Origin of the sequence: Archangium primigenium (assembly GCF_016904885.1) — a bacterium.
In the GTDB taxonomy this organism is placed as follows: domain Bacteria; phylum Myxococcota; class Myxococcia; order Myxococcales; family Myxococcaceae; genus Cystobacter; species Cystobacter primigenius.
Genome location: NZ_JADWYI010000001.1, coordinates 755,363 through 768,658 on the forward strand (window position 1 = coordinate 755,363; position 13,296 = coordinate 768,658).

The 13,296-nt window shown below is 74.4% G+C and carries 12 protein-coding genes; 3 read left to right on the forward strand and 9 right to left on the reverse strand.

Translation table 11 applies throughout. From position 1 onward, the window contains the following. Nucleotides 1–39 precede the first annotated feature (39 nt). Nucleotides 40–1,368 carry an ergothioneine biosynthesis protein EgtB gene (egtB, locus tag I3V78_RS03215; RefSeq protein ID WP_204496436.1) on the reverse strand — a complete coding sequence of 443 codons (1,329 nt, stop codon included), beginning with the start codon at nucleotides 1,366–1,368 and terminating at the stop codon, nucleotides 40–42. Between the two features lie 242 nt (nucleotides 1,369–1,610). On the opposite strand from egtB, the gene I3V78_RS03220 reads away from it, so the two are divergent. After that, a complete protein-coding gene (locus tag I3V78_RS03220) occupies nucleotides 1,611–3,158 on the forward strand; it encodes a sensor histidine kinase (RefSeq protein ID WP_204484846.1) in 1,548 nt (515 codons plus the stop codon). A 1-nt stretch (nucleotide 3,159) separates the two neighbouring features. Here the strand turns inward: I3V78_RS03220 and I3V78_RS03225 are convergent, their stop codons facing one another. From I3V78_RS03225 to I3V78_RS03240, 4 genes are all read right to left on the reverse strand, one after another. After that, entirely contained in the window at nucleotides 3,160–4,278 is a 1,119-nt protein-coding gene (locus I3V78_RS03225) for an alpha/beta fold hydrolase (RefSeq protein WP_204484847.1), read from the reverse strand. A gap of 92 nt (nucleotides 4,279–4,370) precedes the next feature. Then, nucleotides 4,371–5,525: a site-2 protease family protein gene (locus tag I3V78_RS03230; protein WP_204484848.1), complete on the reverse strand. Its 1,155-nt coding sequence runs from the start codon at nucleotides 5,523–5,525 to the stop codon at nucleotides 4,371–4,373. 121 nt (nucleotides 5,526–5,646) lie between these two features. Next, on the reverse strand, nucleotides 5,647–6,081 hold the full coding sequence (locus tag I3V78_RS03235; protein ID WP_204484849.1) for a CBS domain-containing protein: 435 nt from the start codon (nucleotides 6,079–6,081) through the stop codon (nucleotides 5,647–5,649). Between the two features lie 109 nt (nucleotides 6,082–6,190). After that, nucleotides 6,191–6,601, reverse strand: coding sequence for a hypothetical protein (locus tag I3V78_RS03240; RefSeq protein WP_204484850.1), 411 nt, complete (start codon nucleotides 6,599–6,601; stop codon nucleotides 6,191–6,193). 160 nt (nucleotides 6,602–6,761) lie between these two features. Here I3V78_RS03240 and I3V78_RS03245 point away from each other — a divergent pair, with 160 nt between their 5' ends. Then, nucleotides 6,762–7,880, forward strand: a complete 1,119-nt coding sequence (locus I3V78_RS03245; protein WP_338023456.1) for an MFS transporter — start codon at nucleotides 6,762–6,764, stop codon at nucleotides 7,878–7,880. Between the two features lie 7 nt (nucleotides 7,881–7,887). Here the strand turns inward: I3V78_RS03245 and yjjJ are convergent, their stop codons facing one another. Further along, complete coding sequence (gene yjjJ / locus I3V78_RS03250) at nucleotides 7,888–9,192, reverse strand: type II toxin-antitoxin system HipA family toxin YjjJ (protein WP_204484852.1); 1,305 nt, start codon at nucleotides 9,190–9,192, stop codon at nucleotides 7,888–7,890. 271 nt (nucleotides 9,193–9,463) lie between these two features. Here yjjJ and I3V78_RS03255 point away from each other — a divergent pair, with 271 nt between their 5' ends. Further along, on the forward strand, nucleotides 9,464–9,760 hold the full coding sequence (locus tag I3V78_RS03255) for a hypothetical protein (protein WP_204484853.1): 297 nt from the start codon (nucleotides 9,464–9,466) through the stop codon (nucleotides 9,758–9,760). Nucleotides 9,761–9,897: 137 nt separating this feature from the next. Here the strand turns inward: I3V78_RS03255 and I3V78_RS03260 are convergent, their stop codons facing one another. The 3 genes from I3V78_RS03260 to I3V78_RS03270 all read right to left on the reverse strand — a co-directional run bounded on the left by I3V78_RS03260 (nucleotide 9,898) and on the right by I3V78_RS03270 (nucleotide 13,246). Next, nucleotides 9,898–10,365, reverse strand: coding sequence for an NUDIX hydrolase (locus tag I3V78_RS03260; RefSeq protein WP_204484854.1), 468 nt, complete (start codon nucleotides 10,363–10,365; stop codon nucleotides 9,898–9,900). Then, the gene (locus I3V78_RS03265; protein WP_204484855.1) at nucleotides 10,362–11,642 is read right to left on the reverse strand and encodes a DUF2380 domain-containing protein; all 1,281 of its coding nucleotides are present in this window, start codon (nucleotides 11,640–11,642) and stop codon (nucleotides 10,362–10,364) included. The genes I3V78_RS03260 and I3V78_RS03265 overlap by 4 nt, the downstream gene beginning before the upstream one ends. Nucleotides 11,643–11,779: 137 nt before the next feature. Beyond that, nucleotides 11,780–13,246, reverse strand: a complete 1,467-nt coding sequence (locus tag I3V78_RS03270) for a M50 family metallopeptidase (protein WP_204484856.1) — start codon at nucleotides 13,244–13,246, stop codon at nucleotides 11,780–11,782. Between the last annotated feature and the right edge of the window lie 50 nt (nucleotides 13,247–13,296).

Genomic DNA, 13,296 nt, shown 5'->3' on the forward strand with positions numbered 1-13,296 from the left:
CTCCCGCCGTCTGTCGTCCCTGGGTCTCCGCCATGGCACTCACCTCGCGTCGCGCGCGCACCGGAAGCCGGCGAAGATGTGCCGGCGGATGGGGTAGTCCCAGTTGCGGAAACTGTTGCGGACGGCGACGGGCGCACTCGCCCAGGCACCCCCCTTCAGGACCCGGTACTCCGTCCCGAAGAAGACCTCCGAATATTCGCGGTAGGGAAAGGCCACGAAGCCCTCGTGGCCCTGGAAGGCGCTGGCCGTCCATTCCCACACGTCCCCGAAGAGCCCCGACACGCCCTCCGGTGTCGTGCCCGTGGGGTGGGCCCCCACGGGAGACGGGCCCCACGTGTCCCCGTCCAGGTTCGCCCGGGCCGCGTCCCAGGGCGCCTCGCCCCACGGCTGGCTCCGCGCCGCGTGCGCGAGCCCCGACGCGGCGCGCTCCCACTCGGCCTCGGTGGGCAGGCGCTTGCCGGCCCAGCGCGCGTAGGCGTCCGCCTCGTACCAACACACGTGCTGCACGGGCTCATCCGGGGGCAAGGGCTCCATCCACCCGAAGCGCCGGCGCAGCCACCGGCCCCCCTCCTGGGGCAGCCAGAACTGGGGGTGTGCAATGCCCTCGGCGCGCACCCACTCGAAGCCCGTGGGGTCCCACCAGCGCGCGTCCGTGTAGCCCCCCGCCGCGACGAACACCGCGTAGTCGCCATTGGTGACGGGGTGCGAGTCGAGCAGGAAGCCGGGCACGTGCGCGAGGCGCGCGGGGCGCTCGTTGTCGTAGCCCCAGGGCGCGTCGCTGCCCAGGCGCACGAGGCCGCCGGGCAGGTACACCTCGCCCTGGGCGGCGCGACCGGGGCGCGGCCGGGGACGCACGGGGGGCTGGTACGGGTGCCCCGTCATGAGCTGGAGCGTGGCGCAGAGCGTCTCCAGGTGCTGCTGCTCGTGCTGGACGACGAGCCCGTAGACGAGGCCCCCGCGCAAGAGCGGCGCGTCCGAGTCCTCGGGCACGCTCGCGAGGAAGTCGAGCACCGCCGCGCGCACCCGGTCCGCGTAGGCGAAGGCCTGGGCGGGGGTGAGCAGGGGCAGGTGGCAGCGCGCGGCGCGCGGGTGGCGGAAGGCGTCGTAGAGCGCGTCCACCTCGGCGAGCACCAGCGCCGGGGCGCCGAGCGCGCGGAGCAGCCACTGCTCCTCCTGGTTGGCCACGTGGGCCACGTCCCAGGCGAGCGGCGACATGAGCGGCGAGTGCTGCTGGACGAGCACGGACTCCGGCAGGCCCTGGAGCATGCGCCGCTGGCGCGCGCGCGCGGCGGTGAGGGCCTCCACGGCCCGGGCCTTCCAGGGGCCGGGAGCGGCGCGCCCGGCGGGTGGCTCGAGGATCACGCGCATCGTGAGGGGCAACGTAGGGAGCCCTCCCGAGCGCGGGGAGTGCCTCCCTGGAGGACGAGCGAGCCGTGGGCCCGCGCACATACGGGGCGTGAGAGGGGCACATGATCTCGCGGCGTTAGGATGTTTCCGAGCATCGGACGCGGCGCGCCAGGGCCCTTGGGAGCGGGCGGCCGGGCGTGGGCCTGTCCTCGGGTCCAAGGGGCCGCCACCGCTCCTCGCGAGTCCCTACCTTCGGGGAACGCATGACCTCCGCGATTCCACCCCCGCGTCCCCCCTTGCGCCTGGCGGACTTCCTGCGCCGCGAGCGCGACGGGCTCCTGGCCGAATGGGAGCGCGCGGACCGGGCGCTGCCCCGGGCGTCACGCACGAGCCAGACGGACCTGCGCGACCACATTCCGGACCTGCTGGAGGAGATCGCCGAGCGGGCGGAGCGGGTCCGGGGCGGGCAGCACGACAGGGGGGGGCCCCGGCGGACGCCGCGCGCGCACGCGCACCACCGGCTCGAGCTCGGCTTCCGCCTGGGGGAGGTGGCCCGGGAGTACGCGCTCCTGCGCAAGGTCATCCTCACGCGGCTCGGGCCCCGGGTGGGCGAGCTGGCCCCGGGCGAACTGGTGCTGCTCAACGAGTCGCTGGACCAGGCCGTCTCCGAGTCCGTGGACGCGTGGAGCGAGGGGGCCCGCGCGCGGGTGGAGCGGGAGCGGGCGCGGCTGGAGCGGGTGCTCGAGTCCCTGCCCACCGCCATCCTCATCGCCGAGGCGCCCTCGGGACGCGTCGTCTACGGCAACCCGCGCGTGGAGGACCTGCTGGGCCACCCCGCCCTCGCCACCGACGACATCGCCGGGTTCGGCGCGTACTTCGGCCATGACCTGGAGCGCCGCCGCTACGCCGCGGAGGCCTACCCCCTGGCGCGGGCGCTCAGGGGCGAGCACGTGCAGGGCGAGGAGATGTACTACCTGCGCCCGGACGGGGTGTGGCGCTACCTGCAGGTGTCCGCGGTGCCCGTGTACGACGGCGAGGGCCAGCTCACCTCGGCGGTGCTGTGCATGGCGGACCTCACGCGCGTCAAGGAGCTGGAGGACCTGGCGCGGCAGCGCGCGGACTTCGAGCGGCAGCTCATCGGCATCGTGAGCCACGACCTGCGCAGCCCCCTGTCCGCCATCGCCCTGGGCGCCACCGTCCTCTTGCGCCGCGAGGACCTGGACGCGCGGCAGCGCTCGGCCATCACCCGCATCATCACCTCCTCGGAGCGGGCGCACCGGATGATCCGCGACCTGCTGGACTTCACCCAGGCGCGGCTGGGCGGGGGCATTCCGCTGGAGCGCCGGCCCATGGACGCGCACGCGCTGGCGCGGCAGGTGGTGGACGAGGTGGGCCTGGCGCACCCCGAGCACCCCATCGACGTGGAGGCCCACGGCGACGGGCACGGCGAGTGGGACGCGGACCGGCTGGCCCAGGTGCTCATCAACCTGCTCAACAACGCCCTGCGGCACGGCGCGCCGGACACGCCGGTGACGGTGCGCACGGTGGGCGAGGCGGAGGGGCTGCGGTTGGAGGTGCACAACCGCGGCGCGCCCATCCCCGAGGCGCTGCGCGCGCGGCTCTTCCAGCCCATGGAGCGCGGCACCCAGGCGCAGGAGGGCCGGGAGGGCCGGAGCATCGGCCTGGGGCTGTACATCGTGGACCACGTCATCCAGGCGCACGGGGGCCGCATCGAGGTGCGCTCGAGCGAGGCCGAGGGCACCACCTTCACCGTGGTGCTGCCCCGGCGCGCCCCCCCGCGCGGCGCGTGAGTCAGGGCGCGCAGCCGGGCGCGGGGTCCGCCGTGGCGCCCACGTGCCGGTCCGCCCACGCCTGGGCCACGGCGAACCAGCGGGGCGCGTCGAGAATCGTGTTGAGCATGTGGCCGGCGCCGGGCAGCACCCAGGCCTCGACGCAGGGCACACGCGCGCCCAGCCGGGGCGCCTCGGCCGCGAGCAGCCGCTCGGCGCTCGTGCACAGCGAGCCGCCGAGGAGGTCCGGCCCGCAGAAGATGGTGTCGTGGGTGCCGTTGACGAGCAGCACGGGCACGCGGAGGTCCAGGGGGCGCGCCACCAGGAGCGGGAAGGGGCCGATCTCCGTGGCGGTGAGCGTGGACTTGGTGGCCTCGTCCAGGGCGATGACGGCGGGGTCGGCGCGGCCGGGCGCGTAGAAGGCCGCGCCGCGCGTGCCGGGCGCGGTGGTGAGGTAGGTGGGGTCCAGGTACCCCGCGCCGAGCAGGGCCGGGTCCAGCGGCGCGGGGCGCAGGGCGGGCAGCGCGTTGAGCAGCCCGGGCGCCTGGACGTAGTGGCTGGCGCCGCTGAGCACCAGGCCGTCCGCGTCCGCGGGGTAATCCGTGCCCACGTACCAGGCGACGTACGAGCCGTACGAGTGGCCCACGAGCAGCACCTTCTGGAAGGCGGGCGGGGCGTCAGGCCCCGGGAGGCTGCCCGCGCGCAGGGCCTGGAGCAGCTGGTGCACGGTGTGGGCGTGCGTCTCGGTGGTGAGCAGCGCGCCCGGGGGGCGGGAGCTGTCCCCCATGCCGAGGCGATCCACGGCGAGCGTGGCGTAGCCGGCCGCGAGCGCCGCGTGCACGTAGGAGTAGCGGGACGTGTGGCCGGTGGGGTCCGGGAAGTCCCAGTACTGGCGGGTGTAGGTGATGCCGGGCAGGAGCACCTGCACGGCGGCGGGGGCCGCGTCCCCCTCGGGCAGACACAGCCGGGCGGCGAGGTGCTGGGTGGGGGGCAGTCCGGGCGCGAGCGCCACGGGCAGGCGCAGGTCCTGGCAGGTGGGGCCGGCGGCGTGGGCCTCCGGGATGTCCGTCAGCGCCAGTGTCGTCAATGCGCCCAGGGTGAGGGCGCTCCGGGCGAGTGCCCGCGTGTGTCCCCGTGTCATGCGTGTGTGCCTCCCGAGAAGAGGCGCCGCACGCTAATGCCCGGGGGTGACGCGGGGCCAGGGGGTGGGGCCCCGCGTCGGCGCGCGGCGCGTCACGTGGGGGACTGGTTCTCCCGGCCGCCGAGGTTCCACGGGCCCCGGGGGGCGTTGGGGTCCCGGGCCTCGCGCGTCTCCAGGGCGCGCACCAGGTCCTCCTGGGAGAGCGTGCCCACGAGCACCCCGTCCTCGGCCACGGGCAAGAGGGGCAGGCGGTCGGGGCCCATGAGCTTGAGCGCGTCCCACGCCGTGGCGTCCGGCCGCAGCACGGGCACCTCCTGCATCAGGTCACGCACGGTCACCTCGGTGAGCCGGTCCACGGGCACCTGGCGCACGGCCTCCAGCGGGAGCACGCCCACCACCCGGCCCGCCTCCACCACCGGCAGCACGCGCTGGCGCTCGGTGTAGAGCACCTCCGTGGCCTCGCGCAGGCTCGCGCCCGCCTCCACCGACACCCGCGCGCGCTTCATCACCGAGCGCACCGTCACGTCCGCCAGCCGCGACTGCAACTGCACGTCACGCGACTCGGCCGCCGCGCCCATGAAGACGAAGAAGGCGATGAAGAGCAGCACGAAGTTGCCGGACAGAATCGCGTACAGGCCGAAGAGCAGCGCGAAGCCCTGGCCCACCCAGCCGGACACGCGCGTGGCCCGCACCCGCCCGAGCGGCCCGGTGAGCACCGCGCGCAGCACCCGGCCCCCGTCCATGGGGAAGGCGGGCAGGAGGTTGAACAGGCCCAGGAAGATGTTGAGCGAGCCCAGGTAGAAGAAGGCGAAGCTCAGGTTGAAGGCGTCCGTCCGCGCGAGCAGCACGTGCAGGCCCAGGGACATGGCGCCGAGCACCAGGCTCGTCACCGGCCCGGCGAGCGCCATGAGCGCCTCGTGCCGCGCCCCGTCCGGCATGCGGGTGATGCGCGACACGCCGCCAATCATCATCAGGCTGATGTCGGACACGGCGCCGCCCTTGCGCAGCGCGTACACCGAGTGCGCCAGCTCGTGCAGCAGCACCGACAGGAAGAGCGCCACCGCCACGCCCAGGCCCCAGGCGATGGGCGGGCCGGACAGCCGTTCCGGGGGCACGTCCGCGGCGACGGCCGCCGCGCGGAACGCCTGGCTGAAGCTCCAGGCGAGGAAAGGGAGGATGAGCAGGAAGGTGAAGTGCACCCGGATGGGGATGCCCTTCAAGGAACCGACTTGGATGTGTCCGCGCACGCGTCACCTCGTTCCCTACAAGGTGAGACACGGGAAACGGGAAATCATCCGAGCGGGCGGGCCGGGGGCCTCTTCCTGGCCGCCGGGCGGGCGGCCAGGCACGAGGGACCCCGGGAGCGGTCTACTGCAGGGGCGCCGGCTCGGAGATGCCCTCCAGGGCCTCGCCCACGCGCCGCTCGTCGAAGTCGTGGGACACGTCGCCCAGCGTCACGATGCCCACGAGCACTTCCTCGGCGTTCACGACCACGAAGCGGCGCAACTGCTGCTTCTTCATGCGCTCGAGCACGCTGCCCGCGTCGTCGTCCTCGAAGCACACCTGCACGTTGGCGGACATCACGTCCACCACGCTCGTGACGGAGGGGTCCATGCCCAGGGCCACCGTGCGCACCACCACGTCCCGGTCGGTGAGCACGCCCAGCACGTGCCCCGCCTCGTCGCACACGGGCAGGATGCCCACGTTGAGCGCGCGCATGGACTCGGCCGCGTCGCGCACCGTGTCCGAGGGCAGCACCGTCTCCACGTCCCGCGTCATCACTTCATAGACCTTGCGCACCATGGCTTCGGCTCCCGGGGTTGAATGCCGCCTCCCGCCAAGCGTGGGGAGGCGTCCGGGCCCGGGCAACAGGGGCGCCCTCCCCCTCCCGGACAGCCAGCGGGCACTCGTCTCACGCGGGCAGCCAGCCGGACTCGGCCGGGGGCGCGTCGCGCCAGACGTGGCGGCCGGAGTCCGGGTCCTTGCAAAAGCGCATGAAGTCCCCCAGGCCCGTGTCCAGCGCGCGCCCGTCGAGCGCCTCGGCCACGCGCCCGAGCACGTCGAGCGCCTCGTGCGAGGGGCCATGCACGAGCAGCCGCACCCGGGGCACCACCTCCCACGGCCCGAGGTCGAAGGTGATGGAGAAACCATCGCCGTGGTAGCTGCCCTCGGTGGAGGTGGCGAAGAAGAGCGTGGGGAGCACCGCGTGCAGCCGGCGGATGACACTCTCGCGGGGGCCGAGCGGCGGCGGGCTCCAGCCCTCGGGGAAGTCCCGCACCGAGTCGAAGCCGGCCGCGCCCATGACATAGACAATCCAACTCATGTTCCACCCCGGGTGAGACGCGTTGCTTGTCGAGTGCCACCCTACGCGGGCTGTCTGACATTGGAGACGAGACGGAGACGGCGATTGCATCCCCCCGCGCGGCGTGTCACGCGTGGCGCCGATGACTCCGTTGGATTCAAGCGGGGGCCTTCCCCGTCATGTGCACCGCCTGGCGGTGGGGACGCTGTTCTTCCTGCAGGGGCTGTGCTTCGCGAGCTGGGCGTCGCGCATCCCGAGCCTCCAGCAGCGGCTGGGGCTGGGCGAGGCGGCGCTGGGGCTGGCGCTGCTGGCGCTGCCCGTGGGCTCCATGACGAGCCTGGCCTTCTCCGGCTGGCTCGTGGCGCGCGAGGGCAGCGCGCGGGTGGTGCTCGGGGCGCTGGGGCTCTACGCGGGGGCGCTGGTGGGCATCGGGCTCGCGGGGAGCCTGGGGGCCCTGCTCGCGGTGCTGTTCGTCTTCGGGCTCGCGGGCAATCTGGTGAACATCGCGGTGAACACGCAGGCGGTGGGGGTGGAGGCGCGCTACGGGCGCTCGGTGATGGGCTCCTTTCATGGGCTGTGGAGCCTCGCGGGCTTCTGCGCGGCGGCGGTGGGCACGGCGATGATGGGGTGGGGCGTGGCGCCGCTGCCGCACTTCGTGGGCATGGCGGGGCTCCTGCTCGTGGGGCTCCTGGCGAGCGCGCGCTTCATCCTGCCGGACGGGCCCGGGCGCCACCCGGCGGGGCGGGTGCTGTCCTTGCCGGACCGCTCGCTCTGGGGGCTCGGGCTGATGGCCTTCTGCTCGATGATTTGCGAGGGGGCGATGTTCGACTGGAGCGGGGTGTACTTCGAGCGGGTGGTGCGTGCGCCGCCGGACTGGGTGGGCACGGGGTACGCGGCGTTCATGGGGGCCATGGCCACGGGGCGCTTCGTGGCGGACGGGCTCACGCGGCGGCTGGGGCTCACGCGCGTGTTCCAGCTGAGCGGGGCGCTCATCGCGGGCGGGCTCTTGCTGGCGGTGCTCGTGCCGCGGCTGGGCGCGGCGCTCGCGGGTTTTCTCCTGGTGGGCTGCGGGGTGTCCTCGGTGGTGCCGCTCGTGTACGGGGCGGCGGGCCGGAGCCAGAAGGTGCCCGCGGGCGTGGCGCTCGCGGCGGTGTCCACCATCGGCTTCCTGGGCTTCCTGCTGGGCCCGCCCATCATCGGGCTCGTGGCCGAGGCGCTGAGCCTGCGTGGCTCGTTCACGCTCGTGGCGGGCATGGGCCTGGGCGTGGCCTGGGTGGGCACGCTGCGGCGCGAGGCCTGAGCCCGCCTCACCCGCCGAGGCGCGGGGCCATGCGCGCGCGGAGGGCCTCCACCTGCTCGCCACAGCGCCGGGCCAGGGCGCGGAAGTCCGCGCCGAGGGCGCCTTCCCCGGCCACGCGGGACCAGAAGACGCTCGCGTGCCGGGCGGCCTCGGCCCAGACGTCGAGCGTGGCGGCGGTGGGCGGCGCGGGCTCGAAGGGCCGCTCGACGACGGTGGTGACCGAGGGCGCGAAGGTCATGGGCAGCATGTCGTAGGCGGGCGCGAGGCAAAAGCGCCGGGGCCCCGTCACGAGGAAGCTCACGTTGCCGAAGTGCCGATCCGAGTTGGCGATGAGCTGGCCGAAGACGTCGAGCCAGCGCAGGCGCCGGGCGTCCTCGGCCGCGATGAAGCCCAATTCCAGCAGCCGCGGCGCGAGCGCGGTCCAATGACTCCCGGGCCCGGCCGCGCCGATGTACTCGTTGTCCAGCGCGTCGAGAGACAGCAGGCCCCGGCGGCCGCGGGCGCCCACCCGATCGAAGCGCTCGACTTCCAGGAAGCGATAGGGCCCCGTGTCGAACCACCGGGCGCGTGCGGCGTCGAGGCCGGCCTGGCGCAGGGTGTCCAACGCGAGGCACTCGCACACGAGCAGCTCCCGCCAGCGGCGCGCCACCTCGCCGGTGTCATGGCTGGCGAACTTGACCAGGACATGGCGTCCCTCGGAGTAGGTGAGGAACTTGGGGTGCTCACCGCCCGCCGAGGAGCCCACCTGCTCGGTGTCCGAGCGCAGCGCCCAGTCAGGGTAGTCGGATGGGGGGACGGACACGGGCTCGCGCTGGAACCAGCGGTCCAGGGACTCCTCGCCGAGGAGGAGGTCTCCCACGCAGTCCTCGCCCCGCCGCGCCAGGGCGATCAGGGCCTCATCCTCGCGCCAGTCGGCGAGCCGGGGCGGCAGGGCGAGCTCCGGGAAGCGCGCGCTGAACGTGCGGCCGACATAGCCCTGGGGCCGCATGTCGGCGGCGAAGGGGGGCAGCCCCTCGAACAGGGTGTCCGTCGCCTCGTCCCAGTGGCGTCCACCGGAGAGGAAGTGGAGGCGGCCCGCGGGCTGGCAGGTGCCCGTCTCGTCGATGCGGTGCAGGGGGAGCGACGTGCCGAGTCCGGGGACCGTCCGGGTGGCGGCATAGCGGGTGCTCCGGGCCCGGCCCATGCGGAGCACCCGCGGGCCCGCCTCCTGGACGAGTCGCGAGAGGGTGGGCTGGGAGACGCCGAGCGCCTCGGCGAGTTCCCGGGCCGTGGCGTGTCCCTGGCGGACGAGCTGGGTGAGCAGGCGCTGCATGGAGAGATGAATAGATACTCCGGCCCTTCTTCCCGTCCAAGTCCTTGGAAATCCAGCGCTTGGCTCGTGACGTGGAGGGCGCGCTGAATAGAAACCCGCCCGTGCGGGGGAGGGGCCTCGGTGGGGAATCGGACGTCTGCCCTTGGGTGAGGGGCTGTGCGTCCAGCGGACTACGCGGGACTGGTGCGGCTGTCCGTCTTGGCCGGACTCGAGGGCATCTCCAGTCTTGGGCTACCCCGCCGCCGCACGGAGGGGCAAGGAGCCTGAGCGCGTGAGAAGGAATCAGTGGAGGGCCGTGGTGCTGGCCCCGGTGGTGGGGCTGCTGTCGGCGTGTGGGGGCACGGTGGAGGAGGAGGTGGCGCCGACGCTCAGCCAGGTGCGGATGTCGGACGCGGCGGAGGACGTGGAGGCGCTGGCGGGCGGACCGAGCCGGGGCTGTCCCACGCAGAAGGGCGAGTGCAAGGCGTACTGCAAGAAGAAGGGCCACACGTCGGGCAAGTGCACGGGGTACGGCCGCGGTGTCTGTTCTTGCGGCGACGCGGCATTCGAGGCCGACGACGGCGACTGAGGCCGCGTCCGCCCCACCCGTCCCGCGGGCTGCGTCCTGGCGCGGCCGAGCAGGCGCGGGCGGGTGGGCTCGGGTTCCGGCCGGCGACATGGCCGAGCGGTACGGCGCCGTCTCGCGCCGCGTGCCAGGCTTCGGTGTCAGGCCTCGTCGTCGGGCAGGAGCGTGCGCAGGAGCGCGTCGTCGGGCCCGAGGGGCCGCCAGCCCGGCGGTGGGGGGGAGGCGAGAAGCGCATCACTGGCCCGATCGACTCGTGGCTGGTGACTGTCCGGGGTCAAGGCGAACCACAAGCCGAACACCTTGGCGACCTGGAAGCGCTGGGCCTCATCGAGCACGGGCGGCCAGCCATCGGGCAGGCTCTGGGCGAACTGGCGCACGAACACATCCCGGACCAGACGCGTGACCTGGCCGCGCTGCTCTGCCTCGGCGAGCAGTCCGCTCAACACCTGGACCCCGGCGACGTCCGTGCCCAGCTCCTCGGCCAACACATACAGCGGGAGCGCGGGACGGGCCTCCGCGAAGGCGGTGAGGGAGTGGAAGCCCCGTTCACGAGTCCTCTCATAGAGACGAGTCCTCCAGGGGCCTTCCCAGGTCCGTTCGCGACTCATCGACCGTTCCAGGAGGTGAAGTTCATCGGGAGGTTGTACTGCTTCATGGCTTCGGCGACGAGGTCGAGCACTTCGTTGCGTGTGAGCTGCCGACCCGTTCGGCGCTCGGCTCTTCTCAGCGCGGTCATGATCATCCGGTTCCACTCGCCAGGCCACTCGCGGCCCAGGCGCCAGCTGCCGCCTCCGTGGATGGCCTCGTGGCGCGCCCGCTCCATGCGCACGCAGAACCGGTCGATGCTCAGCTCCCCGGTGAAGCCGCGCTGCTCGAACCACTCGCGGAACTCCCGGGGCAGGACGTGGTGGCGCGGGGCCTCGCTCAGGCCCGCGCCCGCCCGGCCCGTCACCCGCATGCCGCGCACCTCGGGTCCCTCTCCGAGCGCCTCGCGCACGCCCCGGGGCAGCTCGTCGTGCGCCTGGGCCATCAGCACCTGGCCGGCCTGGATGCGCACGGCGGCGCTGACCACGGAGGGGGAGAGCACCCCCGCCTGGACGAGCCGGCGCAGCATCTCCACGCCCTCGGCGGTGAGGACCACCTGGGAGCCGAGCATCACGCCGGGAGCGCCTGCCCCCAGCGTCAGCCCCAGGGTCAGGGGCGCCGAGGGCGGAAGCCGTGGCAGGGCCCATGTCATCGCCGAGGCCGTGGTGAGCAGCTCGACAATCTCCTTCACCCGAAGCGCCGTCTCGGTGCGCTGGGCGGCGGTGCGCACGGCCTCGCGGGTCGCGGCGAACTCCCGGGAGAGGTAGCCCGTGAGGGCGGGGAGGTCCACGGCCACCGCCTCCACCCGGCCGGTCTCCCCGGAGGCGAGTGCCTTCAGGGCGGGGGCCATCAGCGTGTGCCATGGGTGCAGCTTGCGGAGCAGCCGCTCGGTGCCGTACGCGGGACACTCGCGCAGCACGACCTCGGCGAGGTGCGGGAAGTCGAGCCAGATGGCGAGCAGGGTCGAGCCCATCCAGGCCGCCTCGAGCCGGGGGCCGCCCATGCGCAGCAGCGCGAGGCGCATGTCCGGGTCCGCGAGCTGGGAGGCCGTGTCGGACAAGTGGACGGCGGCGGCGTGCTCCGCGTCCAGCCAGCGCAGGTGCGCGAGGACAGGGGGCAGGTGGGCGCGGAACAGGTCGCTGGGGTGCCGGGAGAAGGCCGAGCCCGGGGCCTGGAGTCGGGCGAGGTCACCCTTCAGGCGGCGCGTGGTGTCGGACACCTCGCGCGAGGCGCGGAGGAACGCGAGCTGGGTCGCCAGGGCCTCGGGCCGCGCGGCGGCGCCTTGTCCCCGGGGAGACATGCTCCAGGAGGCGCCCCCCGGACTTCCGGAGGGACTCAAGCCTTCGGGGACGAGCGGCAGGGACGCGCAGCCGGAGCACAACAGGCCCAGGAGAACCCCTGTCCATCCAGGACGTGGCCGATGTGCGCCATCCGACCTCACCCGGCGCCGAGGGCGGTCTCCGGCTCCTCCTCGTCCTCCTCGGCCACCCCGAGCGCCGCACGCAGCCGCTCGAGCGCCCACTGGTTGCCGATGCGCCACTGGGCGGTGAGCCCCTGGGCATGGCCGTCCGCCTCCCACGCCAGGAGCGCGGCGCGGGCCGCCTCGGGCTGGCCCTCGCCGAGAAGCACGGCGGCCTCCGCGAGCCGGGGGTAGAGCGGGTGGGTGGCATGGGGGCCCGCCGCCTTCAGGAAGGCGCGCGCACGGGCGGCGTCCGGGGCCTCGCCGAGCGCGTACAGCAGGGCGCCCTGGAGCCGCAGCTCCTGGGGACACGGGGCGGGCAGGGTGTCGAGCGTGGGGGCGAGGCGCGTGAGCAGCGCGCGCGCGGCGGGGAAGTCGGCGCGATCCAGCAGCATGCACAGGGCGTACAGGTGGAGCCAGCCCCCGGTCTCCGCGGACGCGCCGGGTGCGGAAGCGGCGGTGAGCACCGGGTCCACTGGCAGGCTCCAGTCGCGGGGGCGCCGCGTGGAGGACTCGACCTGGAGCGTGCCGAGCAGGCGCGCGTCCTCGGGCTGTGCCGCCAGCCGCCGCAGGGCGAGCCACAGCGCGCCATCCGAGAGCTGTCCGGTGGCGAGCCGCAGGGGCATCAGGTTGAACAGGCCGAGCGCGGCGTGGAGGAAGGCGCCGCCCCAGAGCAGCGCGGCGAGACCGTGGGCGTCGCGGGGGCCGGTGTCCCCGAGGGCATGGGCGAGGGCCGCGTGCACGCCCGCGCCGAGGAGACTCGCCGCGGGCCCGGCGAGCGCCACCCACGCCAGGCGGGAGGGGGCCTCATGGAGGGCGCGCGACTCGGTGCGCACGAAGCCCAGCAGGGACACGAGGCCCTCGGCGTGCCAGCGCACGTGGGTGCGGCCCTCGGCGCGGTGGAGCTCCAGGGGGCCGATGCGCAGGGTGCTCCAGCCGAGGCCCAGGGCGGACGCGGCGGCGGCATGCCCGAACTCGTGCAGGGTGACGGCGGGCACGAGCCAGAGCCCGCAGGTGAAGACGTACCCGAGCGCGGTCAGCTCCCAGGGGTCGCCCAGGGCGCCGGGCCGTCCGCCCAACAGGAGGAAGGCCGACACCGCGGTGAGCGTGAGGAAGGCGAGGCCCTGGGGGCTGCTCGGATCGACCAGGGCGCGGTTGCGGCGCAGGGCCCGCTCGGAGACGAGGCGGAAGCCGCGCGCGCCCCGGGCGACGAGGTGGCCGCCCCACCGGGCCCCCAGGGCGAAGAGCAGGGCGCACCCGCCGAGCACGGCCCGGCCCCAAGGGGGGGCGGCGGGCAGGGGCGCGGTGAGGGAGATCCACCCGAGCAGCAGGGCCAGGGCCGCGCAGCCGAGCAGCGCGACGCCGCCGAGCAGCACGTGCAGCACGCGCTGGGCGGGGTCGAGGGGAAGCTTCTGGAGGGAGGAGGACGCGGAGGCGGAGGACACGCGGGGCGCAGTCTAGTCAGAATGCCGGGGCCCGAGCGCGCCACTCCGTG

Bases quoted from the DNA above. Each gene is read 5' to 3' on its own strand.
- I3V78_RS03260 (WP_204484854.1), bottom strand. From the start codon at position 10,365: ATGAGTCGCGAACGGACCTGGGAAGGCCCCTGGAGGACTCGTCTCTAT.
- I3V78_RS03240 (WP_204484850.1), bottom strand. From the start codon at position 6,601: ATGAGTTGGATTGTCTATGTCATGGGCGCGGCCGGCTTCGACTCGGTG.
- I3V78_RS03220 (WP_204484846.1), top strand. From the start codon at position 1,611: ATGACCTCCGCGATTCCACCCCCGCGTCCCCCCTTGCGCCTGGCGGAC.
- yjjJ (WP_204484852.1), bottom strand. From the start codon at position 9,192: ATGCAGCGCCTGCTCACCCAGCTCGTCCGCCAGGGACACGCCACGGCC.
- I3V78_RS03225 (WP_204484847.1), bottom strand. From the start codon at position 4,278: ATGACACGGGGACACACGCGGGCACTCGCCCGGAGCGCCCTCACCCTG.
- I3V78_RS03265 (WP_204484855.1), bottom strand. From the start codon at position 11,642: ATGTCTCCCCGGGGACAAGGCGCCGCCGCGCGGCCCGAGGCCCTGGCG.
- egtB (WP_204496436.1), bottom strand. From the start codon at position 1,368: ATGCGCGTGATCCTCGAGCCACCCGCCGGGCGCGCCGCTCCCGGCCCC.
- I3V78_RS03235 (WP_204484849.1), bottom strand. From the start codon at position 6,081: ATGGTGCGCAAGGTCTATGAAGTGATGACGCGGGACGTGGAGACGGTG.